Origin of the sequence: Alistipes sp., from assembly GCF_048465635.1 — a bacterium.
Taxonomy (GTDB): Bacteria; Bacteroidota; Bacteroidia; order Bacteroidales; family Rikenellaceae; genus Alistipes.
In genome coordinates this window covers 15,620-37,808 of the sequence record NZ_DBFWLF010000028.1, presented here as the reverse complement: position 1 = coordinate 37,808, position 22,189 = coordinate 15,620, and the positions used below count along the sequence as shown (strand labels likewise).

18 protein-coding genes are annotated in these 22,189 nt (G+C 58.3%); 15 read left to right on the top strand and 3 right to left on the bottom strand.

Annotated features, from left to right (window positions below):
• Positions 1-4: 4 nt before the first annotated feature.
• Together ACMO9O_RS09805 and ACMO9O_RS09800 are read right to left on the bottom strand one after the other, a co-directional pair.
• Complete coding sequence (locus tag ACMO9O_RS09805; RefSeq protein ID WP_418983684.1) at positions 5-388, bottom strand: BlaI/MecI/CopY family transcriptional regulator; 384 nt, start codon at positions 386-388, stop codon at positions 5-7.
• Positions 389-962: 574 nt separating this feature from the next.
• A complete protein-coding gene (locus ACMO9O_RS09800; RefSeq protein WP_418983683.1) occupies positions 963-1,868 on the bottom strand; it encodes a hypothetical protein in 906 nt (301 codons plus the stop codon).
• Positions 1,869-2,092: 224 nt separating this feature from the next.
• On the opposite strand from ACMO9O_RS09800, the gene ACMO9O_RS09795 reads away from it, so the two are divergent.
• A complete protein-coding gene (locus ACMO9O_RS09795) occupies positions 2,093-3,202 on the top strand; it encodes an acyltransferase family protein (RefSeq protein ID WP_418983682.1) in 1,110 nt (369 codons plus the stop codon).
• A complete protein-coding gene (locus ACMO9O_RS09790; RefSeq protein WP_418983681.1) occupies positions 3,199-5,760 on the top strand; it encodes an alpha-N-acetylglucosaminidase TIM-barrel domain-containing protein in 2,562 nt (853 codons plus the stop codon). The genes ACMO9O_RS09795 and ACMO9O_RS09790 overlap by 4 nt, the downstream gene beginning before the upstream one ends.
• Positions 5,761-5,883: 123 nt before the next feature.
• On the opposite strand, the gene ACMO9O_RS09785 is transcribed toward ACMO9O_RS09790, so the two are convergent.
• Positions 5,884-7,626, bottom strand: a complete 1,743-nt coding sequence (locus ACMO9O_RS09785; RefSeq protein ID WP_418983680.1) for a phospho-sugar mutase — start codon at positions 7,624-7,626, stop codon at positions 5,884-5,886.
• 227 nt (positions 7,627-7,853) lie between these two features.
• Here ACMO9O_RS09785 and dnaA point away from each other — a divergent pair, with 227 nt between their 5' ends.
• From dnaA to ACMO9O_RS09720, 13 genes are all read left to right on the top strand, one after another.
• Entirely contained in the window at positions 7,854-9,263 is a 1,410-nt protein-coding gene (gene dnaA / locus ACMO9O_RS09780; protein ID WP_418983679.1) for a chromosomal replication initiator protein DnaA, read from the top strand.
• Positions 9,264-11,294: 2,031 nt separating this feature from the next.
• The gene (locus ACMO9O_RS09775; protein WP_418983678.1) at positions 11,295-11,834 is read left to right on the top strand and encodes an STM3941 family protein; all 540 of its coding nucleotides are present in this window, start codon (positions 11,295-11,297) and stop codon (positions 11,832-11,834) included.
• A 1-nt stretch (position 11,835) separates the two neighbouring features.
• Positions 11,836-12,741 carry a helix-turn-helix transcriptional regulator gene (locus ACMO9O_RS09770; protein ID WP_418983677.1) on the top strand — a complete coding sequence of 302 codons (906 nt, stop codon included), beginning with the start codon at positions 11,836-11,838 and terminating at the stop codon, positions 12,739-12,741.
• A gap of 98 nt (positions 12,742-12,839) precedes the next feature.
• The gene (locus ACMO9O_RS09765) at positions 12,840-13,052 is read left to right on the top strand and encodes a hypothetical protein (RefSeq protein WP_418983676.1); all 213 of its coding nucleotides are present in this window, start codon (positions 12,840-12,842) and stop codon (positions 13,050-13,052) included.
• Between the two features lie 83 nt (positions 13,053-13,135).
• Positions 13,136-13,600: a thioredoxin-dependent thiol peroxidase gene (gene bcp / locus ACMO9O_RS09760; RefSeq protein ID WP_418983675.1), complete on the top strand. Its 465-nt coding sequence runs from the start codon at positions 13,136-13,138 to the stop codon at positions 13,598-13,600.
• Positions 13,601-13,649: 49 nt separating this feature from the next.
• A complete protein-coding gene (recA, locus tag ACMO9O_RS09755) occupies positions 13,650-14,663 on the top strand; it encodes a recombinase RecA (protein ID WP_418983674.1) in 1,014 nt (337 codons plus the stop codon).
• 37 nt (positions 14,664-14,700) lie between these two features.
• Positions 14,701-16,914: a RelA/SpoT family protein gene (locus tag ACMO9O_RS09750; protein WP_418983673.1), complete on the top strand. Its 2,214-nt coding sequence runs from the start codon at positions 14,701-14,703 to the stop codon at positions 16,912-16,914.
• A gap of 6 nt (positions 16,915-16,920) precedes the next feature.
• Complete coding sequence (locus tag ACMO9O_RS09745; RefSeq protein WP_418983672.1) at positions 16,921-17,436, top strand: hypothetical protein; 516 nt, start codon at positions 16,921-16,923, stop codon at positions 17,434-17,436.
• Positions 17,437-17,505: 69 nt separating this feature from the next.
• Complete coding sequence (locus ACMO9O_RS09740) at positions 17,506-17,778, top strand: hypothetical protein (RefSeq protein ID WP_418983671.1); 273 nt, start codon at positions 17,506-17,508, stop codon at positions 17,776-17,778.
• Positions 17,779-18,241: 463 nt separating this feature from the next.
• Complete coding sequence (locus ACMO9O_RS09735; RefSeq protein WP_418983670.1) at positions 18,242-18,628, top strand: HIT family protein; 387 nt, start codon at positions 18,242-18,244, stop codon at positions 18,626-18,628.
• Between the two features lie 658 nt (positions 18,629-19,286).
• A complete protein-coding gene (locus ACMO9O_RS09730) occupies positions 19,287-19,745 on the top strand; it encodes a helix-turn-helix domain-containing protein (RefSeq protein ID WP_418983669.1) in 459 nt (152 codons plus the stop codon).
• A 781-nt stretch (positions 19,746-20,526) separates the two neighbouring features.
• Entirely contained in the window at positions 20,527-21,378 is an 852-nt protein-coding gene (locus ACMO9O_RS09725) for a metal ABC transporter solute-binding protein, Zn/Mn family (RefSeq protein WP_418983668.1), read from the top strand.
• Positions 21,375-22,145, top strand: coding sequence for a metal ABC transporter ATP-binding protein (locus tag ACMO9O_RS09720; protein ID WP_418983667.1), 771 nt, complete (start codon positions 21,375-21,377; stop codon positions 22,143-22,145). Before ACMO9O_RS09725 ends, ACMO9O_RS09720 begins: the two co-directional genes overlap by 4 nt.
• The last annotated feature ends 44 nt before the right edge of the window (positions 22,146-22,189 follow it).

Genomic DNA, 22,189 nt, shown 5'->3' with positions numbered 1-22,189 from the left:
CGGGTTATTTGCGCTCACGGAGCATGCGCAGAATCGCATCCGCTTCCTCGACCGAGATATTCTTGTTCTGCGAGAAGAACGAGACCAGCCGGCTGAGCGATCCGCCGAAAAAGTTGTCGAGCACGGTGTCCATGTAGCGGCTCGCATAGTCGTCCTTGGACACCAACGGGAAATATTCGTAGGTCTTGCCGTAGGCCTTGTGCGAGACGAATCCCTTCTTTTCGAGGATGCGAACGATGGTCGACACGGTGTTGTAGGCGGGTTTCGGCTCCGGAATCTCATCCAGAATATCGTGTACCACGACTGCACCCTTGTCCCACAGGACGCGCATGATCTCCAGTTCGGCGCGCGTCAGCTCCTGGGGGCGGTTCTTTACGACTTCTACCATAACTATAATTTTAGTTGATTTTCCTACGGCAAGTTTACAACTAATATTTTAGTTATACAACTAATTTTATAATTATTTTGGCGAAAAATGAAAAAACCCGCTCACAGAGCGTTGTGAGCGGGGTGGGTATCCACAACGAACGAATCTGACCTCTTTCACAGCAGGGGGAAAGAAAGCACCTCGGGCAGGAATTTCATAGGCTCGATTTTACGGATTTTATGAGGCGCGGGTTGCAACTCACTCACTATCTTGTTTCGACCTTAGGCCTACGGGCCGCAGCCTCGCCCCTCCGTATGGCGAAGAACCCGGGGATAAATCTCCACTCGGTTAGGCGGCTATCGCGCCGCGCGGGCTGTCCGCGTTGTCCTGTTTCGGCTGTTAAGCCGGCGGGCCGCAGCCTCCGGCAGCGGAGGCCCGCTTTTCGCGTCCCTCCGCAGGCTGCGTCCGTGAACGAAACCCGCTCAAAACATATTCTGCGGTGCAACGTGCACCTGCCCGCGCACTTGCGGCAAACCGCAGGCTGCGTCCGCAACTGGATTTCCCCAGCGCAGCATCAATGACGAAACCCGAAGATCTATTCCGCCATTTCGATGCAGATGGCCCCGAACTTTCCCGCCCTGCCATACAGCTGCACCGCTTCGAGCGGCAGCATATAGTAGTAGCGCATCGACACGGCCGAGGAGACGCTGAAAAGACCGGCCTGACACATTTTCAGCCACTCTTCGATCGAAGAAAGCGATCCCTCGACCACCACGAGCGGCGTCCGGTCGGGGTAGATATCTCCCATGACCACGCCCTCCGCGGTAGCGTAGCGCGCCATCGTCGCGGAGTCGGTATGGATTTCGAGCGTCCGGAGGATCAGCCCGTCGATAAACTGGAAAATGCCCGCCGGAACCCGTTCGCCGTCGAGCACATAGACCGCCTCGGGCGTCAGCTGCCGCCATAGTTCGCGGGGGACATCGAACAGGGAGACCTCGCCCCCGGCAAGCCGGACCGAATCGTATTCGCTGCGGAGCGTATAGGTGGAGATATGCCGCGGAGCATCCCGCCACTTGCACACCGCCTCGTCGTAGAAATGCTCCGACCAGGTATAGCCCGCCACATTGCCCAGCAGGTGAGGCCGCGCCCCCTTGCGGCGGTCGCGTTCGGTGAAGAATTTCAGCAGACGCACCTTTTCGCGCCGCGTGCTGTCCGAAAGGCGCATGCGGCGGTTCTTGATACGGACCCGGCGAACGTTCCACAACGTGACCGCATCGTAGGCTTTCGCCTCGCTAACACGGCGGCGGTTGAGCTTATAGGCGAACGGCCGCCGGCCGGCGGTGTCGGCCGCAACCTGCGACAGGGGAATATCGGCCGCCGCTTCCTGTTTCGCCTCGTCGAATCGCAGCACCGCCTCCGCCTTGGGCGGCTCCTGCGCCGCTGCGACAAAGCCCGCCGCCAGCGCAAATGCCAGCATCCCACAGATCGAACCCTTCTTCATAGCTACTAAAATTTTAGTAAAAATAGCATAAATATTTTAGAAACCAATACCAGAAGCGGAAAAAATCCGACCGGAATACTCATCGGGCGGGAAGTCGGGACGCCGCCGAACCGGATCGCAAAAAAGGGCGGAAACAAAGCCTCTTTGCGGAAATAATCCTACATTTGCCTGTAAAACTCAGCAACCGAACGACCAACCGAACCCAAAAGCCGCTTCACATAACGATGAAACCCAACGAAAGACTTCTGTCGCTCGATGCCCTGCGCGGCTTCGACATGCTCTTCATCATGGGATTCGCAGGGCTTGTGACCTCGCTCTGCGCCTTGTTGCCCAACGCTTTCACGGACGCGCTGGCCCTCCAGATGAAACACACTCCCTGGGACGGCCTGACCCACCACGACACGATCTTCCCGCTGTTCCTCTTCATCGCGGGGGTCTCATTCCCCTTTTCGCTGGCCAGGCAACGCGCCAACCGGATCGGGGAGGGGAGCATCCGGCGCAGGGTCATCCGCCGGGGGATGACGCTCGTCGCGCTGGGACTTGTCTACAACGGTCTATTCACGCTCGATTTCGCCACGCTGCGGGTGGCGAGCGTGCTGGGACGCATCGGTCTGGCATGGATGTTCGCCGCGCTGCTCTACATGCACTGCGGCGTCCGGACCCGGGCGATCACGGCTGCGGTTATCCTGATCGGGTACGCGCTGCTGACGGGTCTTGTCGCAGCGCCCGACGCTCCGGCCGGGGCCGGGCCTCTCACGTTCGAAGGCAATCTGGCGGGGTGGGTCGACCGGCAGTGGCTGCCGGGGCGAATCCACTACCAGACGTTCGATCCCGAAGGGTTGCTGAGCACCCTCCCAGCCATCGTCACGGCGATGTTGGGCATGTTCACCGGCGAGTTCCTGCGCACGGAGCGGAGCGCGCTCACGGGCAACCGCAAAGCGCTCTGCATGCTCCTTGCCGCCGCGGCCCTGACGCTGATCGGCGTGTGCTGGAGTTGCGCTATACCCATCAACAAGAAATTGTGGTCGAGCTCGTTCACCTGCGTCGTAGCGGGTTATTCGCTGGGGATGCTCACGCTGTTCTACTACCTGATCGACGTGAGGGGCTGGACGCGGTGGACCCTCTTTTTCCGGGTCATCGGCCTTAATTCGATCACCATCTACCTGGCGCAGCGGATCGTCGACTTCGGCCACATCTCGGACTTCTTCCTGGGCGGCGTGGCTTCGAAAAGCCCCGAAGCGGTGGCGGCGGTCATCAACGACGCCGGCTACGTGGCCGTCTGCTGGCTGTTCCTCTATTTCCTTTACCGAAAAAACACCTTTCTCAAAGTATGAAAACACGCTTCATCAGACGGCTGCTTTCGGGGGCACTCCTCGTGGCAACGACCGTTCCACTCGCGGCAGCGAACCCGACGCAGGAGGCAAACCCGACGCAGGAGGCGGCCCCGACGCAGGAGGCACGCGACGTAATCCGGCGCACGGTCGGGGAGTGGCCCGACAATGTGGAACTGCGGCTGATTGACAAGGCCCCGACGGGCTGCGACCGCTTCGCCGTCGAGGCCCGGGACGGTCGCCTGACGATCGAGGGCAGCAGCGCCGTAGCGCTCTGCCGCGGGTTCTACGACTACGCAACGGAGCACGGCTACGGGGTCTGCACCTGGTCGGGCAGCCGCTTCGACCTGCCGGAGCGCTTCCCCGCCTCGCCGCGGCGCGAAGTGACCTCCCCGTTCGAACGGAGGCTCTACATGAACGTCTGCACGTTCGGTTACACGACGCCTTTCTGGGGCTGGGACGAGTGGGAGCGCGAGATCGACTGGATGGCGCTGCACGGCTTCGACATGCCGCTGGCCCCCGTTGCCGGCGAAGCGATTCTGGCGCGCGTCTGGCGTGAGATGGGACTGACCGAGGAGGAGATCGACGTGCTGTTCACCGGTCCGGCCCACCTGCCGTGGATGCGCATGGGGAACATGAGCGGACTGGACGGCGCGCCGTCGAAGGGGTGGCATCGGTCGCAGATCGCCCTCCAGCACCGCATCATCGGGCGCATGGAGGCGCTCGGCATGACACCGGTCTATCAGGGATTCGCCGGCTTCGTGCCGCCCGCGATGAAACGTATTCACCCCGAAACGGAGCTAACCGAAACCAAGTGGAGCGGCTTTCGGAACTGGATGCTCTCGCCGCTCGATCCGCTCTTCACGCAGATCGGAACCGCCTTCGTCCGCGCCTGGGAGCAGGAGTTCGGCAAGGGCCGCTACTACCTGATCGACAGCTTCAACGAGATGGACGTGCCGTTCGGGCCCAAAGGGTCGCCCGAGCGCGCCGCCACGCTGCGCCGCTACGGGGAGACGATCTACCGCTCGCTCTCGGCCGCCAACCCCGACGCCGTGTGGGTCATGCAGGGATGGATGTTCGGCTACCAGCGCAACAGCTGGGACCCGGCGAGCGTCGAGGCGCTGCTGAGCGGCGCTCCCGACGGGCGGATGATGATTCTCGATCTGGCGGTCGACTTCAACCGCTTCATCTGGTGCAGCGAGCGAAGCTGGAACCACCTCTCCGGATTCTTCGGCAAGGAGTGGATCTACTCGACGGTTCCCAATTTCGGCGGCCGCACGGCGCTGATCGGCAACCTCGAATTTTACGCCAACGGCCACCTCGAAGCGCTCGCATCGCCCCGCAAGGGCCGCCTGACGGGGTACGGAACCTCGCCCGAAGGGGTCGAGAACAACGAGATCGTCTACGAGCTGATCGCGGCGGCGGGGTGGAGCGACCGGAAGATCGACCTGCCGCGATTCCTCGCCAACTACTCCGCAGCGCGTTACGGCGCCTGCCCGGAAGCGATCGGACGCTTCTGGCGCGAAATGGTGCAATCCTCCTACGCGAAGTGCACGAACAACGCCCGCTACCGCTGGCAGCTGCGTCCCTACGCGCAGCGCATGCCGACGATGGGCATCAACGAGCACTATTTCGCCGCCATCGAAAGTTTCCTCGCATGTGTCGGCGAGCTGGGACGGAACGCGCTCTACCGCGCCGATGCGATCCAATATGCGGCGCTTTACCTCGCCTCGAAGGCCGACCAACTCTTCGAGGCCGCCCACTGGGCCGACCTCTACGGTGAGCGCGAAGAGGCTCACGGCTACGCGCAGCGCCTCGAACGGCTGCTGCTCGATGCCGACCGGCTGCTCGCTTCGCACCCCCTGCTGCGGCTCGACCGCTGGACCGACATGGCCCGCGAAGCGGGCTGCACGCCCGACGAACAGGCGCGTTTTGAGAACGAGGCGCGCCGGCTGGTCTCCGTCTGGGGCGGTCCGTCGCTGAGCGACTACTCCTGCCGCGTCTGGTCGGGGCTGATCCGCGACTACTATGTGCCGCGCCTGCGCCGCTACATGGACGCCAAAGCCCACGGCACGACCTTCGATTTCCGCACCTGGGACGAGCGGTGGCACGGCTCCGGCGAGGTCTCAGCCGTAGAGCCGTTCGCCGATCCGCTCGCGGCGGCGTGCCGGCTGGTCGCGGAGGCCCGGGCGGAGGGCCCGGTGGAAAGTATGCGTCCGGACGACGCCGTGGCTTTCTGGTCGCCGTTCGAGCTGACGAAAAAGTCGGTCCGGCTGAGTTTCACCGTCGGCCGAGAGCAGTTCGAACGCGCCCGGACGCTGCGCATCGAACCCGTCCGGGGCAGCCAGTCGGTACGGGTGACGGGGGTGCAATGCACGGCCAACCGTTACGACCGCGCCCGGGAGGAGGTTTCGCTCGAAATTTCGCCGGCGAACGGTCCCGTCGAGATTCCGCTCCGCAAGCTGGATGCGCCCGACCCGCTCTCGAAAGAGGTCAACATCCGCATCCGGATCGAAGGGGAGGTCGCGGCCGACAACTATGCCGTCGTCAAACTGATCTGACCGCGTCGCCTCCGCCAACGTCAGCGCCCCGGCCTTTTCAGGTCGGGGCGCTTGCCGGATGGGGTAGAGGGCTGTGCCGGGAGAACCGCCGCAGACGGATCACCGGACGGCCCGCTGCCCGGATTATTCGAGCTTGAGGTCTTTCTTGATACCCTCGATCTTGGCATCCAGTTCGGCCTTCACCCGGTCGAAGTCGGCCACAGAGGCCAGCGGAGCCTTCACGCCGAAGTAGAACTTGATCTTCGGCTCCGTGCCCGAGGGACGCACCGAAACCGCCGTGCCGTCCTCGGTGAACCACTGCAGCACGTTGCTCTTGTCCTGCTCGATGGGGGTCTTGACACCCGTTTCGGTGCAGGTGGTTTCGAGCGAAAGGAAGTCGTTGATCTTGACGACCTTCGATCCGAGGATCATGCGGGGCGGATTCTGCCGGAAGTCGACCATCATCTGCTGGATCAGCTCGGCGCCCTCCTTGCCCTTGCGGACCACCGAGACGAGGCCCTCGCGGTAGAAGCCATACTTGACATAAAGCTCCTGCAGCCACTCGTAGAGCGTCAGGCCCATCGTGTCCATCGCCCATGCGGCGGCCTCGGCGGCCAGCGAGCAGGCCGACACGGCGTCCTTGTCGCGCACGTAGTCGCCCGCCAGGTAGCCGAACGACTCCTCGCCGCCGCCGATGTACTGGGTTTTGCCCTCGTTCTCGCGGATGATCTTGGCGATGTATTTGAAGCCCGTGAGGCAGTCGTAGCACTTCACCCCGAAGTGGGCGGCCACGGCGTTGGCCATCTGCGAAGTGACGATGGTCTTCACGACGTACTGCCGGCCGTCGAGCCGGTTCAGCTCGGCCCAGCGCGTAAGCTGGTAGCTCATCAGCAGCACGAGGGTCTGGTTGCCGTTCAGCAGCACGTATTCGCCCTTCTTGTTGCGCAGGGCGACGCCGATGCGGTCGGAATCGGGGTCGGTGGCCAGCACCAGGTCCGCACCCTCCTTGGCCGCCAGATCGATGGCCATCGACATGGTTTTGCGCTCCTCGGGGTTGGGCGACTCGACCGTGGGGAAGTTGCCGTCGACGACGGCCTGCTCGGGAACGAGCATCACGTTGGTGAAACCGAACTTGCGCAACGAGGCGGGAACCAGCCGTACGCCCGAGCCGTGGATCGGCGTGTAGACGATCTTCATGTCGTGGTGCTTGCGGACGCTCTCGGGCGAGAGCGACAGTTCGTGCACCTTATTAAGGTAGAGTTCGTCGAACCGCTCGTCGAGGATGGTGATGTTCTCCGGATTGCGGCCGGTCTGGATCATGTTCACGTCCGTAATCTTCCCTACCTCGGCGATGATGTTCTTGTCGTGCGGCTCGGTCACCTGCGCACCGTCGGTCCAGTAAGCCTTGTAACCGTTGTACTCCTTGGGGTTGTGCGAGGCGGTGACCACCACGCCCGAATGGCACTTCAGCTCGCGGATGGCGAAGCTCAGTTCGGGCGTCGGACGCAGCGCGTCGAAGAGGAAAACGGTGAAGCCGTTCGAGGCGAAAATATCGGCCACGCGCTCGGCGAACATACGCGAATTATTGCGGCTGTCGTGGCCGATCGCAACGCGGATCTGCTCGCCCTCGAAATTCTTCTTCAGGTAGTTCGCAAGCCCCTGCGTAGCAGCGCCGACCGTGTAGACGTTCATGCGGTTCGAACCCACGCCCATGATGCCGCGCAGGCCGCCCGTACCAAATTCCAGGTCCTTGTAGAAGCTCTCGACCAACTCCTTCATGTCGTTCTCCATCAGATACTTGACCTGCTTTTTCGTCTCCTCGTCGTAGTGACCGTCCAGCCAGGATTGCGCCTTCTCGAGGACTTTCTGTTCCAGTTCGTTTGCCATAGGTTTTATTGGTTTTATTTATAGATTGATGTAGGGTCGTTCCAAAAAATTTATATGCAAATATAAGAAAATAAAATCTATAATTCAATATCAGGGAGTTAAAATTTAGCGCTCGGAAACCGTTGCTTTTCTATATATAAAAAAAGAAGATTTCCAACCCGAATCGGAAGATATTTTTACAAATTTATTCACAACTTTGTCCCATCAAAAACGGTGCAACCCCATCCATGTTGAACAACACGCAGACATATAGCGATATGTGGCAGAACTGCCTTGACCGCATCAAGGCCGAGACCTCCGCCGAGGAGTTCGAGAAGTGGTTCCAGCCCATCGTACCGCTCGAGTTCGACGGCACGACGCTTCGCCTGCGGGTTCCCAACGAGAGCTACGTGCGGCAGATCGAGAAGAACTACATCCCGTTCCTGCGCCCGATCATCTCGCAGCTCTACGGCCAGCAGACGCGGCTGCACTACGCCGTGCCGCGCGCGGCCGCTCCGGTCGCCGTGCCCGCGGATGCCGATACGACGGCCATCTCGCGGTTCAACACGCAGACCAATACCGCAAATATAAAGAATCCGTTCGTAATTCCGGGTCTCAAAAAAATAATCATCGATCCGCAGCTCAATCCGGGCCTGACGTTCGCCACTTTCATCGAGGGCGAATGTAACCGTCTGGCGCGTTCGGCGGGCATGTCGGTGGCGGTCAGTCCGGGCAATAACCCCTTCAACCCCCTCTATATATACGGGGATTCGGGGCTGGGCAAGACCCATATCGTCCAGTCGATCGGTCACGAGGTGCGGGAGCGCCATCCGGAGCTGCAGGTGCTCTACGTCTCGATGAACAAGTTTCAGGCCCAGTTCCAGACGGCTTACAAGAACGGCGAGATACCCGATTTCATCCACTTCTACCAGATGATCGACGTGCTGATTATCGACGACATCCAGGAGCTGACCGGAAAGACGGGTACGCAGAACGCCTTTTTCAACATCTTCAACCACCTGCAGCTGGCGGGCAAGCAGCTGATCCTCACTTCGGACAAGCCGCCCGTGGAGCTGAAGGACATCGAGCAGCGACTGCTCACCCGCTTCAAGTGGGGCCTGTCGGCGCAGCTCAACACGCCCGACTACGACACGAAGATCAAGATCATCCGCGCCAAGGCGCAGAAGCTCGGGGCTCAGATTTCGGACGATGTGGTGGCCTACCTGGCCGACAACATCTCGGCCAACGTGCGCGAGATCGAGGGGGCGCTGTCGTCGCTGGTGGCCAACGCCTCGTTCCTCGGACGCAAGATCACCACGTCGCTGGCCAAGGAGATTCTGAAGGTTTATGTGCAGCTGCACCAGAAGGAGATCACGCTCGACCACATCATCCAGGTGGTCTGCGAGTTCCTCAACCTCGATTTCGACCGCTTCAACTCCACGGAGCGCACGCGCGAGATCGCGCAGGCGCGGCAGATCGCCATGTATCTGGCCAAACAGCACACCAAAGCGCCGCTTACGACCATCGGGTCGGCCATCGGAGGACGCAACCACGCCACGGTGCTACACTCGTGCAAGGCCGTGTCGAACCTGATCGAGACCGACAAGGCGTTCCGCCGACAGGTCGAGGAGATCGAAAAACTCGTGCTCGCCCAGTAAGGCGTGGACGCATACCGCAAACAGACAGGAACCGCGACAGTTACGTGTCGCGGTTTTTTTGTGGATGGTTTTGGGGGTTTTGTAGTCTCGAATCGTCCCATGCCTGATACGCAGGTCCGCTTACGACCGCTGAAGCCTCGCGGCCAGCGGCCGCGTTTACAACTGCGTGCAGCAGGCGAGCGCAATCGCTTGCGAATTGCCGAGCCGCCACAGCAGTCACGGCGCACGGTTGTCGCATTAGCGACGCGCCGTAAATCCGACCTTACCCCTAAATCCTCGGGAGGGGCGAAGAACATCAGATATGAAGCTAAACCTTTAGCGTTCGCTCTTGCGGTTCGAAGAACCGGCAGCCCGCAGCCGCCGGGTGCGGAGGGCTGCATCTAAGCCTTCGGCTTCGATGTCCCTCCGCCGGCTACGGACTGAGATACAATCGTTTTATTCTTGCGCTGGTTAAGCGGCTTTTGAGCCGTGCGGGCCGCAGCCTCCGGCGGCGGAGGCTCGCTCAAGCGCGTGCACTCCGCAGGCTGCCGCCCGAGAACTTTCCGTAAGCGCGTTTCTACAAAATTACCTATTAATCAACCTCTGCGGCGCAGCGCGCCGCACCTGCTCGCGCACTTCTGAAAACGGCGGGAATTGCGGCCGTCCGACGACGAGCGCCCGGAACGGGCGTGCGATATGCGTTAGCTTTCGTGCCCGTTCAGCGAGGAGGAGGACGGCCGACCGACGTTTTCTGCGTGCGCCGTTCTTTCGCCCTTTCTTGTGAAGAAAGGGCAGTATATTCGGTTCGAAGAGCCGGCGGGCCGCAGCCTCCGGCGGCGGAGGCCCGCTTATCGCGTGCACTCCGCAGGCTGCCGCCCGAACCCTAAAATATGAATCCGCAGAGCGTATGCGCCGCCAAAAAGAAAAAGCGGAAAGAGTGCTCTTTCCGCAAGACAGATAAAAGAAATATTACTCTTTAGGAGGGTATTTTATAGTTGAGAAAAACTCGTCGAGGGTCATATTATAAAATTTACAGAATATAGATAGGGTTTGGAGGGAAGCAAAACGTTGCCCCGATTCATAATGCGGAATATCCAAGCGGGTATTGTGGCTAACAAACTCCTGCGTGTGGCCATGTTGTTCCCGAATTTCCTGCATTCGTTGAATAATCAGGCCTATCAATATTTTGTCTCGACGCTTCAAAAAATAATTTTGAACAAAAAAATGGATGATTAATGTATTTTAATTTGGCATTTATGCCATATTTCAATTTTTTTGTTTATATTTGCCCTGTGAAATAAAAGGAAGCATAAATAATGCTAACTTTGCTGCCAGACATTTCGGCTGAGCCGACTGAAATAACATATAAAGGGTAAACAACTCTTTATACCTTCGTACAAACGTGGAAACCTCTTTCGGGAGGGTTTGAATCAGGTATAATGGTTGTCAGTCCTTGTTATGTCCCGCGCATTTCTTTGCGGGACACAACAAGGGCGCAGGACAGCTTTCTGATTCGGGTTTTCCACGACCTGTGCGAAGGGGCACACCGCGTCCTTTTTTTATGCCCGAAAGGGACGCGCATAAAAAACAAACCTATGAAACCCCGTCGCGTTCCTCTTCTTTACACAATGCTTACGCCCCTGCGGCCGATTGCGCCCCGATCCGCATGCGCAGCCGGTTCAACCGGCATTTGCGGCCGACGCCCGACCCGGCTACCGGCGGAACCGGGGCCGCCCCCTGATGAGAAATCAATACCTAATTATAGTTAAATCTTTCGAAAAAGCCACTTTTGTTTCTGCCGCGGAGCCGCCGTTGGGCGGCTCCGTATCCTGAGCGCAACGGGGCGGCATTGCTTGCCGCCCCGTTACCGGAATCTGCCGTCCGTGGTATTGAGTGCGTCACTATTTTTCAAAGTGAGGCGGCAGCGGGTCGGTCGTCGGCTCCCCGATACGTTTCGACGTAACGCGGTCCGACGCCGACCCGATTTTTATTGCCGGGCAGGGTAGCCGGATTACCCGATTTCTTCGTATATTTGTCCAAACACCTCTTGCGATGGAAAATCAAGAAGACACCCGGAAATTTTACCTCGATTCCCGCAAAATGCTGCCCAGCGGGGTGGGATGCATCTTCCTTGCAATCGCGGGCGCCGTGCTGCTCGCAGTGAGCGACGACACCCTCGGCCAGGCCATCGGAGTGGCCGCAAACCTCTTCTTCGGCTTGGGCGGGCTCGCACTGCTGGCGACCAGCCTATTCCGCTCCAAACGGCCGTACGTGATCGTGTCGCAGGAGGGTGTACGGGTCAACGCTCCGCTCGCACCGAAAAACGACCGGTTCCTGCCGTGGTCGGCCGTGGCGGGTTTCCGGTTCGGGAAACTGTCCGGCAAACAGCTGATCCTGATCCAACTCAAAGACACCGCCGAGCGGATCGCCGGCGCCGGACCGATCGAACGCCATCTGCTGCGCTTCAACAAACGGATCGCCGGATCGCTCTATACGATCGAAACCTCGTCGCTCGCGTGCAGTCCCGAAGAGCTGCTAACCGTCCTGACCGAGCGGCTGGAGCGCTACCGCCGCACCGCCGAAACCGCCTGACATGGACCAGCCCAAACTGGAGCGCCTGCTGCGGCTGATGAAGCTGCTGACGGCCAACACCACCTACAACGTCGACCAGCTGGCCGAGCGGCTCGACCTATCCCGGCGCACCGTCTACCGCTATATCGACACCTTCCGCGAGGCGGGGTTCGTCGTCAAGAAGTCGGGCGACTGCATCCGGCTGGATAAGGAGTCGCCCCATTTCCGCGACATCACGCAGCTGGTCCACTTCACCGAGGAGGAGGCCGTGATCCTCAAGAGCGCCATCGAGAACATCGACGACACGAACCTGCTGAAACAGAACCTCAAAAAGAAGCTCTACTCGGTCTACAACGACAAGACGCTGGCCGACACGGTGGTCCGCGGCAAGAACGCCGCGAACGTCAGACGGTTGGTGGAAGCGATCGAAGAGCGGCGGCAGGTCGTGCTGCACGGCTACCAGTCGGCGCACGGAGGCGAAGTGCGCGACCGCAGGGTGGAGCCGTTCGCATTCACGACCAACTACGTGCAGGTGTGGTGCTACGACCCCGAAAGCGGCTCGTGCAAGCTCTTCAAGACCTCGCGCATCGGCTCCGTGAAACTCACCGCGGAGGCGTGGGCGCACGAAGCGGAGCATTGCGAGGGCTTTATCGACGCATTCCGCATGCACGGCGGCACGCGGCGGCGCGTGCGGCTGGAGATGGGGCTGCTGGCCTACAACCTCCTCTGCGAGGAGTACCCGCTCGCCGAGCGCGACGTGCGGCCGCTGGGCAAGGGGCGCTGGCTGCTCGACACCGAGGTCGCCGGATTCGCCGGAGTGGGGCGGTTCGTAGTCGGCCTGCTCGACGACATCCGCATCGTCGAGACGCCCGAATTGGAAAAGTACCTGACCGACTACCTCGCCAAATACGCCCGCAGGGGCGAATGAGCGGCTGCGGCCGAAAATTTCCGAATTATTTTACGGTGTGTCACAACCTGTCACACAAAGCCCGTTCCTTTGTAGCGTGAACCTAAAAAATTACGATCATGGGAACAGCTTACAAAATCCGATGCAAACACTGCGGAGCGGAGTTCGAACACTACATGCAGCCGGGGTACGGCCTGATGCCGGCGTGCGTCGGGTGCGGCGAATACGTCGAGACCGAGGCGGCCATCCGCTGTCCGGCCTGTCTGCACCGGCTCAACGGCACGCAGGAGGAATTCAACGAGCAGATCGAGGTGACCTACGTGTGGGACTGAACCGCAAAAAAGTGGGCCCGGAGACGTATCAATCCGCGGAAATTTGTTATCTTTGAAAGAAAATTCATTCATTGCGAAACCTTATGGCCAAGCCGAAAGCAGGGGAGATGGCTCCCGACTTCAGATCGACGACGCAGGACGGTGAGCCTCTGGCGCTTGCCGATCTGAGGGGACAGCGCATCATCCTCTATTTCTACCCCAAGGACAACACGTCGGGCTGCACGCTCGAAGCCAAAAGCCTGCGCGACGGAAAGGCCGAACTTACGCGCATGGGATTCCGCATCATCGGGGTCAGCCCCGACAGCGAGCGCTCGCACCGGAATTTCTGCGCCAAGCACGACCTGAACTTCACGCTGATAGCCGACACGGACCACTCGGTATGCGAAGCCTACGGCGTGTGGGCCGAAAAGTCGATGTACGGACGCAAATACATGGGCGTCGTGCGCACGACGTTCGTCATCGACGCCGAGGGACGCATCGAACGGGTTTTCGAGAAGGTGGACACGGCCAACCACTACCAGCAGATTCTGGACGCCTACAAGCAATAGCGAGGCCGGCAAGACAAAACATTTCGAAACGTAAAAAACAAAAACGATAATGGCAGAGAAAGCACAAGTGAACGCGGACAAGCTCAAGGTCTTGAACGCGGTGATGGAAAAGATAGAGAAGGACTTCGGCAAGGGGTCGATCATGCGCATGAACTCGCAGGAGGTCAACGACGTACCGGTTATCCCGTCGGGTTCGGTGACCCTCGACATGGCGCTCGGCGTGGGCGGCTATCCCAAGGGGCGCGTGGTGGAGATCTACGGTCCCGAGTCGTCGGGCAAGACCACGCTGGCCATCCACGCCATCGCCGAAGCGCAGAAGGCGGGCGGCATCGCGGCGTTCATCGACGCGGAGCACGCATTCGACAGCTTCTACGCGCAGAAACTGGGCGTGGACGTGGACAACCTGCTGATTTCGCAGCCCGACAACGGCGAACAGGCATTGGAGATCGCCGACTCGCTGATCCGCTCGAGCGCCATCGACATCATCGTCATCGACTCCGTGGCGGCGCTCACGCCCAAAGCCGAGATCGAGGGCGAGATGGGCGATTCGAAGATGGGCCTGCAGGCGCGGCTCATGTCGCAGGCGCTGCGCAAACTGACTTCGAGCATCTCGAAGACCAAGACCGTCTGCATCTTCATCAACCAGCTGCGCGACAAGATCGGCGTGGTCTACGGCAACCCCGAGACCACCACGGGCGGCAACGCGCTGAAATTCTACGCTTCGGTGCGCATCGACATCCGCCGCGTCTCGGTCATCAAGGACGGCGAGGAGCAGCTCGGAACCCGCACGCGCGTGAAGGTCGTCAAGAACAAGGTGGCGCCGCCGTTCAAGCGGGCCGAGTTCGACATCATGTTCGGCGAAGGAATTTCCAAGATCGGCGAGATTGTTGACCTGGGTGTCGATTTCGGGGTGCTCAAGAAGGCCGGATCGTGGTTCTCGTACGGCGACCGCAAGATCGGTCAGGGACGCGACGCCGTGAAGGAGCTGCTCCGAAACGACCCGGCGCTGGCCAACGAGATCGAAGAGAAGATCCGCGTGGCGATGAAGGCCCCGAAAGAGTAGCGGGGAGCGCCCGGCCGGAAATTTAAGACGATGCGATATGGGATATACTGCCGAGGATGAGAGCCTGATCAGGGAGAAATGGGACGACCTGCTCCTGTCGTGCACGCATATCTGCAAGAACGACGAGGACTGGAACTTCATCAAACGCGCATTCTTCCTGGCCAAAGAGGCCCACGAGGGGGTGAGACGCCGTTCGGGCGAACCTTACCTGCTGCATCCCATCGCCGTGGCCAAGATCGTCATCGAGGAGATCGGACTGGGTGTCAAATCGGTCGTCGCGGCGCTGCTGCACGACGTGGTGGAGGACACGGAGTACACCGTGGAGGACATGGAGCGCATCTTCGGGCCGAAGATCGCCTCGATGGTCGACGGCCTCACGAAGATGTCGGGCGTCTTCAACGCCGACACCTCCGAGCAGGCCGAATACTTCCGCAAGGTGCTGCTGACCCTCTCGGACGACGTGCGGGTCATCCTCATCAAGATCGCCGACCGCCTGCACAACATGCGCACGCTGGGGGCGATGCCCATGAACAAGCAGATCAAGATCACGGGCGAGACGATCTATCTGTTCGCGCCGCTGGCCTATCGGCTGGGGCTTTACTCGATCAAGAGCGAGCTGGAGGACCTCTGCATGAAGTACCGCTTCCCGCAGCAGTACGCCGAAATCTCGCAGAAGCTCGCCGAGAGCGAGGCCACGCGGCAGGAGTTCATCAACAAGTTCAACGCACCGATCATCGCCGCGCTCAACCACGACAACTTCAACTACGAGATTTCGGGCCGCGTGAAGAGCGTCTACTCGATCTGGAGCAAGATGCAGCGCAAGCAGATTCCCTTCGAGGAGATTTACGACCTGTTTGCCATCCGCATCGTTTTCAAGCCGCTCTCGTTCCCCTCGGAAAAGACACAGTGCTGGCAGATCTACTCGACCATCACCGACATCTATACCCCCAAGCCGGACCGGCTGCGCGACTGGATTTCGATGCCCAAGGCCAACGGCTACGAAGCGCTGCACTCGACGGTGATGGGTCCCGACGGGGTGTGGGTCGAGGTGCAGATCCGTACGCAGCGCATGGAGGACATCGCCGAACGCGGTTTCGCCGCACATTGGAAATACAAGCACGCCACCATTTCGCAGGACGAGGACGAGTTCGACCGCTGGCTCAAACAGATACGCGCCGCGCTGAACAGCCCGACGGAGAATGCCGTCGACTTTCTGGACAACTTCAAGCTATCGCTGTACACATCTGAAATCGTGGTGTTTACACCCAAGGGCGAACCCCGCAAGCTGCCTTTCGGAGCCACGGCCCTCGACTTCGCCTACGACATTCACTCCAAGATCGGCAACAGCGCCATCAGCGCCAAGATCAACCACAAGCTCGAACCAATCACTACGCAGATCAACAGCGGCGACCAGATCGAGATCATCACGGCCGACAACTCGCGGCCCAAGCCCGAGTGGCTCGACATCGTGACCACGGCCAAAGCCAAGCAGTCGATCAAGAGTTTCCTCAAGCGCGAGCGGCAGAACAACATCGAGCGCGGCATGCAGATGCTCGACGAGAAGATGAAGTCGCTCAATATCAAGCTCAGCGGCCGCGTGCTGCGCAAAATCGTCCCGATCTACGACAGCACCAACAAGGAGGAGCTTTACAGCAAGATCGGCGCGGGGATCGTCTCGCTCGACGAGCTGGACAAGGTACTCAAAGTCAACTCCAAGAGCAAGATACTCAAGTTCTGGACGCTCTTCATCCCTCACAAGGAGGAGGACGACGCGGAAGAACCTGCGGACGGCGACAAAACGCCCGCCAAGGAGCCTCCGGCCGCTCCGCAGTTCGAAATCGCCGAGTGCTGCAAGCCCATCCCGGGAGACAAAGTGGTGGGTTACCGCGACCCCGTATCGGGCAACATCATCGTTCACAAATCCACCTGCGACGAGCTGAACCGGCTGGCTTCGCAGTTCGGCAACAACATCGTCAAGGAGGAGATCAAGTGGTCGCAGCACAAGGCCATGTCCTACCTGGTCAGGGTGGAACTGCGCGGCATCGACCGCATGGGCATCCTGCTCGATCTGGCAAAAGTCGTCAGCGGCGATTTCAGCATCAATATCCGTGAGATCAGCATCCAGAGCCACGACGGCATCTTCGAGGGCAGCATCAGCCTTTATGTCAAGGATGCGGAGAGTCTGCACGCCGTGATGGACCGGCTCCGCAAGATAAAAGGGATCGAGACCATCAAACGCACCTTAAATTAACGCCTTATGGAAGAATATGCCCCTGTTTTGTGGATGGTCGTCCTGTTCGGCTTTCTGCTGCTCAGCTCCCTCTCCAAGGTCCGTAAAAAGGCCGAAAGGGCAGCCAAACGCTTCGGGGAGCACCTGCCCAAAGAGGCGTGGCCCACGTGGGACCCTACCGAGGAGGAGGCTCCCGCCCCGAGGGAACCGATGATGATAGGAACGGAGCCGGAGGAGGCGACGGCCGCCCCGCGAAGCGTGCGGACGGGGGAGACGAACCACCCGCAAAGGGCGGATGCCGCCTGCCCGGAAGAAGCGGCGAACCCGGAGGGGGAGGTGGTGGCCATATCCGGCTATTGCACACCGCATGAACAGGCCGCCCGTCCGCATCCGCAACGGAGCGCATTCGACAGGGACCGCAGCCACGCAGCCACGCAGGCGGACAACGACCCGGAAAAAGATACGGACGGTATCGCCGAAGATTTCGACCTGCGGCGGGCGGTTATCTATTCGGAGATACTCAAACCGAAATACGACGAATAAACCGGCTGCATGCGAAACTTTCCGGCACGTATCCGAAAGTTTTCGGCTCGAAAATAAAGACGACAGATTATGAACAACCGACCCCAGACCCCGGAAGAGGAGAGGTGGATGGCGAGCGTGCTCGACCCCGTAAAAGCCAAAGGCAGAATCAAATACGGTTATATACTCCTGACTGTATGGGTTGCATTTCTGATCGGCTGGCTCGTATCCGTCATCCGGTCGGACGAACCGTTCCGCTGGGCGGACGGGTTTCTGATTCTGGTTCCCCTGCTGGGAGCCGCGGGGGCCATCGTCGGCATCGTCAACAACCGACGAATCGCCCGAGGCAGAAAACCGCTTTAATCGTTGGAAAGGTAGCCCCACGAAATTCTTGCGCTTGACAGAAACCCTAAGCGGACTGTCGTCAACATGAGGATCGCCCTATTCGGTTAGCAGCGAAAAGGCGAAACCTCGATAAATTTTGCGGCAACAAGAACCTTAGCGGAATCAAAATACTGTCCATAAAACAGCGTCGTACAGACCAAGAGCAGGATAAAGGATAACCGGAATTTATCATAACCGCTGGGCCTCACGAAACCGAAACCGCTTAGATTCCGACGGAATTGCAAGCCCGTATTCTTGGAGTAAACATGCCGCAGCGGCGGATCGGCAGAGTAGCCCTTATACATCCGCAGAGAAGACATTCCGGCCGATTGCAGCACCTCAGTATGGTAACTTGCGTTGGAAGGCCAGGCCCCGAAAACACACAACGTCGGAATCAGATCGGACAGACAGGCAAACGAACCTATAACCAAAATTAAACGATATGGCAACTATCTTTTCACGCATCGTCGCAGGCGAGATTCCCTCCTATAAAGTCGCCGAAGACGAGAACTACTACGCATTTCTCGACATCAATCCGCTGACCAAAGGGCACACGCTGGTCATCCCGAAGCAGGAGGTGGACTATATCTTCGATCTGGACGATCGAACCCTGGCCGGCATGATGCTCTTCGCCAAGCGGGTTGCGGCCAAAATCAAGCAGGAAATAGCGTGCGCGAGGGTAGCGGTAGTCGTTTTAGGCATGGAAGTGCCCCATGCGCACATCCACCTGATCCCGATTCAGAGCGAAAACGACGTCGATTTTCGTCGGGAAAAGCTCCATTTGACCCCGGAAGAGTTCCGCGAAATCGCTACGAGACTAAGCGAATAAGGAAGAATTTACATATATATATCTAATTGTTTTACAAGGAGATCGTGTGGATAACTCACGATCTCCTTTCTTTTTATTTAACATAATATTGATATGATTAGGACTTTGATTATTTTTTACTGACAGGTAAGTGGTAATTAGAGAAAATCTTCCGTAATTTCAAGCAAGAGGGAGGTGTTATTACAAATGTAATATTATTCGATGCCTGTATTTTCCAAGTATAATTACATCTGGAAAGAATACAGGGCCTTGCCTATTGTCAATATAAACAAATGTAACTACCGGAAAGCGTGTCGGTAAATGCCGCTTCCTGCGGAAATTTCGCATAGTACAAAGATTAAACATATCTATCTTAGGTATTATATATCAACAGAATACATAGTTCATCTGTCATTTATATGAGCTACTAAGAGGTTTTGGATCACGGTTTCAGCCAAACACTACTTCCTGGCTATAAATAAGGTTAATATACTTTATTTATCAGCGATATATCTATTTTTAACTCGATCGAAACTTAACCATTAACGTCCGGCGACTATTTAACAGTATTTCATCCTTTACACTTGTAAACATTATCAACAACTATTAACATTTTACAAATGTAGATTTCTCTTGTTTTACAAAAAACAATTATTTATATTTGTAAAAAATTACGGAAATGAGGGAAAAATTGCTCGAGTTGATGAAAAACGAAGGACTGCGGTCGAGCCAGCTCGCAGAGATGCTCGGAATCAATCCTGCCGGAATCTCTCACATTCTTGCCGGACGCAACAAACCGGGGTTCGATTTGCTGCAGAAGATTCTCCGGCGGTTTCCCCGCATCAGTCCCGACTGGCTCTTGCTCGACCGGGGCCCCATGTACCGGACCGAAGTGTTGTCCGGAGATGCCGCTCCGGCGGTGACAACGGATCGTATGGCGGACGGACTCTTCGGTCAAACCGCGTCCCAGCCGGGAGCATCATCTTACGTCGCAGACGAGCGGACAGGATCTTCGCAACAGCTCGTAAACCCGAAGGATGTTTTAGAAAGCATCGGTAAGTCAGAGGCCATCGTCGAGCGGGTGATTATTCTATACAGCGATCAGACCTGCGAGAGTTATACGCCTACCAAGCGTTGAAGCCGCCTCTGCCGAAGCCGAAGCCGAAGCCGAAGCAATACCACCAAGCAACGCACGTCCGGATGTAATGACAAGCCGTCCGGGAGAGCTTGTAAGCTTTGAAGCCGTATCAGCCAAGCAACACCTTCAAGCAACATCGTAACCGATGCCTCTGCCGAAGCCGAAGCAATACCACCAAGCAACGCACGTCCGGATGTAGTGACAAGCTGTCCGGGAGAGCTTGTAAGCCTTTGAAAGCCGCATCAGCCAAGCAACACCTTCAAGCAACATCGTCATCGGACTGGGATTCTAAGGAGTTCATCGGATTTCCATAGCTTGGGACATCCCAACGACACATTCCGCGATCTGGTCAGTGCATTGTTATTTGCTGGCACTTGTTAACCTCCCACAATGCGCTCTACAATTCGCTAAAACGCGCAATCCCCGGCACGAATCAGAATACGCAATTCTCAGGCACGTATTTTCCTTGCACGATATTATGCACAGCACATTAAATATAGATATGCGGATGGATATCATCTTGAATTAATATATCTATTATGTTAAATAATAGAAGCGGGACACCTGTTTCAATATTGCAGACAGCAAATGTATATTCTACGCATGATTTTCGAAAACAAAAATTTACCCGGAATCAGACTGCCGATGGTCGGTCCTCTTTCGTCGGGATAAACTATCTTTGTTTGCGAACCTCAATTCGTCGTTTTTTTCGTATTTTTGCTCCGTTATCCGAACACCCGGAATCCGAAAAACCGAACTCGATCATCCGACCATGCAAACCATGCTTAGAATATTTATTATCAGCATTTTAAACTCAATACTTTTTGCCTGCACACCCCAGCGGGAGCCTGCCGGGAATACCCTCTACGTTTCGATCCTCCCGCTTCGCGGGCTTGTCGAAGAGATCGTGGGCGACGATTTTCTGGTCGAGGTGCTTGTCCCGCCGGGAGCCAGCCCCGAAACGTTCGAGCCTACCCCGAAGCAGTTCGTCGGGCTGAACCGGGCGCAACTGATCTTCAACGTTGGACTTATCGACTTCGAAACCACCCTCTTATCCAAAGTCGAAGACCCGCGGAAGGTCGTCAACCTCAGCGACGGCATCGAACTGATCGCCGGGACCTGCTCGCACGGCGGCCACCGCCACGAACACGCCCACGGGGTCGATCCGCATGTTTGGACCTCTCCCAAAGCGTTGCAACGGATGGCGGCAAACGCTTACGAGGCGATCCGCCAGGCCTATCCCGATTCGACAAAGTACGAAACCAACTACAACCGGCTGGCGGAGAAACTCCGCGAAACGGACCGGCGGGTCGCCGAACGGATTGCCCGGAGCGGTGCGGACCGTTTCATCGTCTACCACCCCGCCCTCACCTACTACGCCCGCGACTACGGATTGCGGCAGATCGCCATCGAAGCCGACGGTAAGGAGCCGTCAGCCAAGCAGTTGGCGCAGTTGATCCGCGAAGCGCGCGCGGCGGGGGTAAAAAGCATATTCTACCAACGGGAGTTTCCCGCCTCGACCGTCGAGGTGATCGCCTCCGACATCGGCGCCCGTGCGGTCGAAATCGATCCGCTGCGCGAGGATGCGATAGCTAATATTCTGGAAATCACCGAACTGATCGCGGAACAATGAATCTGGTCACCCTGCGCGACGTGAGTGTCGCCTACGACGGCTACGAAGCCTTGCAGCACGTCGATCTCGAAATCGCCGACGACGACTTTCTGGGCGTGATCGGTCCCAACGGTGGGGGTAAGACGACGCTCGTAAAGGCCGTCCTCGGGACCGTTCCGCACACGGGGCGCATCACGCTCGCCGACGAACTGTTCCGCGGCAAGGAGCGGCTGATCGGGTACATGCCGCAAATCTCGTCGTTCGACCGCGCATTCCCCATCTCGGTTCTGGAAGTGGTCCTCTCGGGTTTGCAGGGGCGGCGCGGTTTCGTGTCGCGCTACACGAAAGCCGACCGCGCGAAAGCGCAGCAACTCCTCGATTCGGCCGGGATCGGCTCCTCGTCGCGCCACCCCATCGGCGAAGTTTCGGGCGGACAGATGCAGCGGGCGCTGCTCTGCCGGGCCATCATCTCCGATCCGAAGCTGCTGATTCTGGACGAACCGGCCAACTTCGTGGACAACAAGTTCGAAAACGAACTCTACCGCATGCTGCGCGAACTGAACCGGCGCATGGCCATCGTCATGGTTTCGCACGACATCGGAACGATCACCAGCGTGGTGAAGGAGATCGTATGCGTCAACCGTCGCGTCCACCGTCACCGTTCGAACATCCTCACCGAGGAGCAGTTGCTCAATTACGACTGTCCGATCCAGCTGCTTTCGCACGGCCACGTTCCCCACACCGTGCTGGAACACCATCCGGGCGACTGCTGCTGCGACCACGAATGACAAAGGCCGTTTCCCCAAGGGAAACGGCCTTCGTGCGAAACAAG

Coding starts and splice junctions, on each gene's coding strand:
- ACMO9O_RS09805 (WP_418983684.1), bottom strand. CDS start 388: ATGGTAGAAGTCGTAAAGAACCGCCCCCAGGAGCTGACGCGCGCCGAA.
- ACMO9O_RS09800 (WP_418983683.1), bottom strand. CDS start 1,868: ATGAAGAAGGGTTCGATCTGTGGGATGCTGGCATTTGCGCTGGCGGCG.
- ACMO9O_RS09795 (WP_418983682.1), top strand. CDS start 2,093: ATGAAACCCAACGAAAGACTTCTGTCGCTCGATGCCCTGCGCGGCTTC.
- ACMO9O_RS09790 (WP_418983681.1), top strand. CDS start 3,199: ATGAAAACACGCTTCATCAGACGGCTGCTTTCGGGGGCACTCCTCGTG.
- ACMO9O_RS09785 (WP_418983680.1), bottom strand. CDS start 7,626: ATGGCAAACGAACTGGAACAGAAAGTCCTCGAGAAGGCGCAATCCTGG.
- dnaA (WP_418983679.1), top strand. CDS start 7,854: ATGTTGAACAACACGCAGACATATAGCGATATGTGGCAGAACTGCCTT.
- ACMO9O_RS09775 (WP_418983678.1), top strand. CDS start 11,295: ATGGAAAATCAAGAAGACACCCGGAAATTTTACCTCGATTCCCGCAAA.
- ACMO9O_RS09770 (WP_418983677.1), top strand. CDS start 11,836: ATGGACCAGCCCAAACTGGAGCGCCTGCTGCGGCTGATGAAGCTGCTG.
- ACMO9O_RS09765 (WP_418983676.1), top strand. CDS start 12,840: ATGGGAACAGCTTACAAAATCCGATGCAAACACTGCGGAGCGGAGTTC.
- bcp (WP_418983675.1), top strand. CDS start 13,136: ATGGCCAAGCCGAAAGCAGGGGAGATGGCTCCCGACTTCAGATCGACG.
- recA (WP_418983674.1), top strand. CDS start 13,650: ATGGCAGAGAAAGCACAAGTGAACGCGGACAAGCTCAAGGTCTTGAAC.
- ACMO9O_RS09750 (WP_418983673.1), top strand. CDS start 14,701: ATGGGATATACTGCCGAGGATGAGAGCCTGATCAGGGAGAAATGGGAC.
- ACMO9O_RS09745 (WP_418983672.1), top strand. CDS start 16,921: ATGGAAGAATATGCCCCTGTTTTGTGGATGGTCGTCCTGTTCGGCTTT.
- ACMO9O_RS09740 (WP_418983671.1), top strand. CDS start 17,506: ATGAACAACCGACCCCAGACCCCGGAAGAGGAGAGGTGGATGGCGAGC.
- ACMO9O_RS09735 (WP_418983670.1), top strand. CDS start 18,242: ATGGCAACTATCTTTTCACGCATCGTCGCAGGCGAGATTCCCTCCTAT.
- ACMO9O_RS09730 (WP_418983669.1), top strand. CDS start 19,287: ATGAGGGAAAAATTGCTCGAGTTGATGAAAAACGAAGGACTGCGGTCG.
- ACMO9O_RS09725 (WP_418983668.1), top strand. CDS start 20,527: ATGCTTAGAATATTTATTATCAGCATTTTAAACTCAATACTTTTTGCC.
- ACMO9O_RS09720 (WP_418983667.1), top strand. CDS start 21,375: ATGAATCTGGTCACCCTGCGCGACGTGAGTGTCGCCTACGACGGCTAC.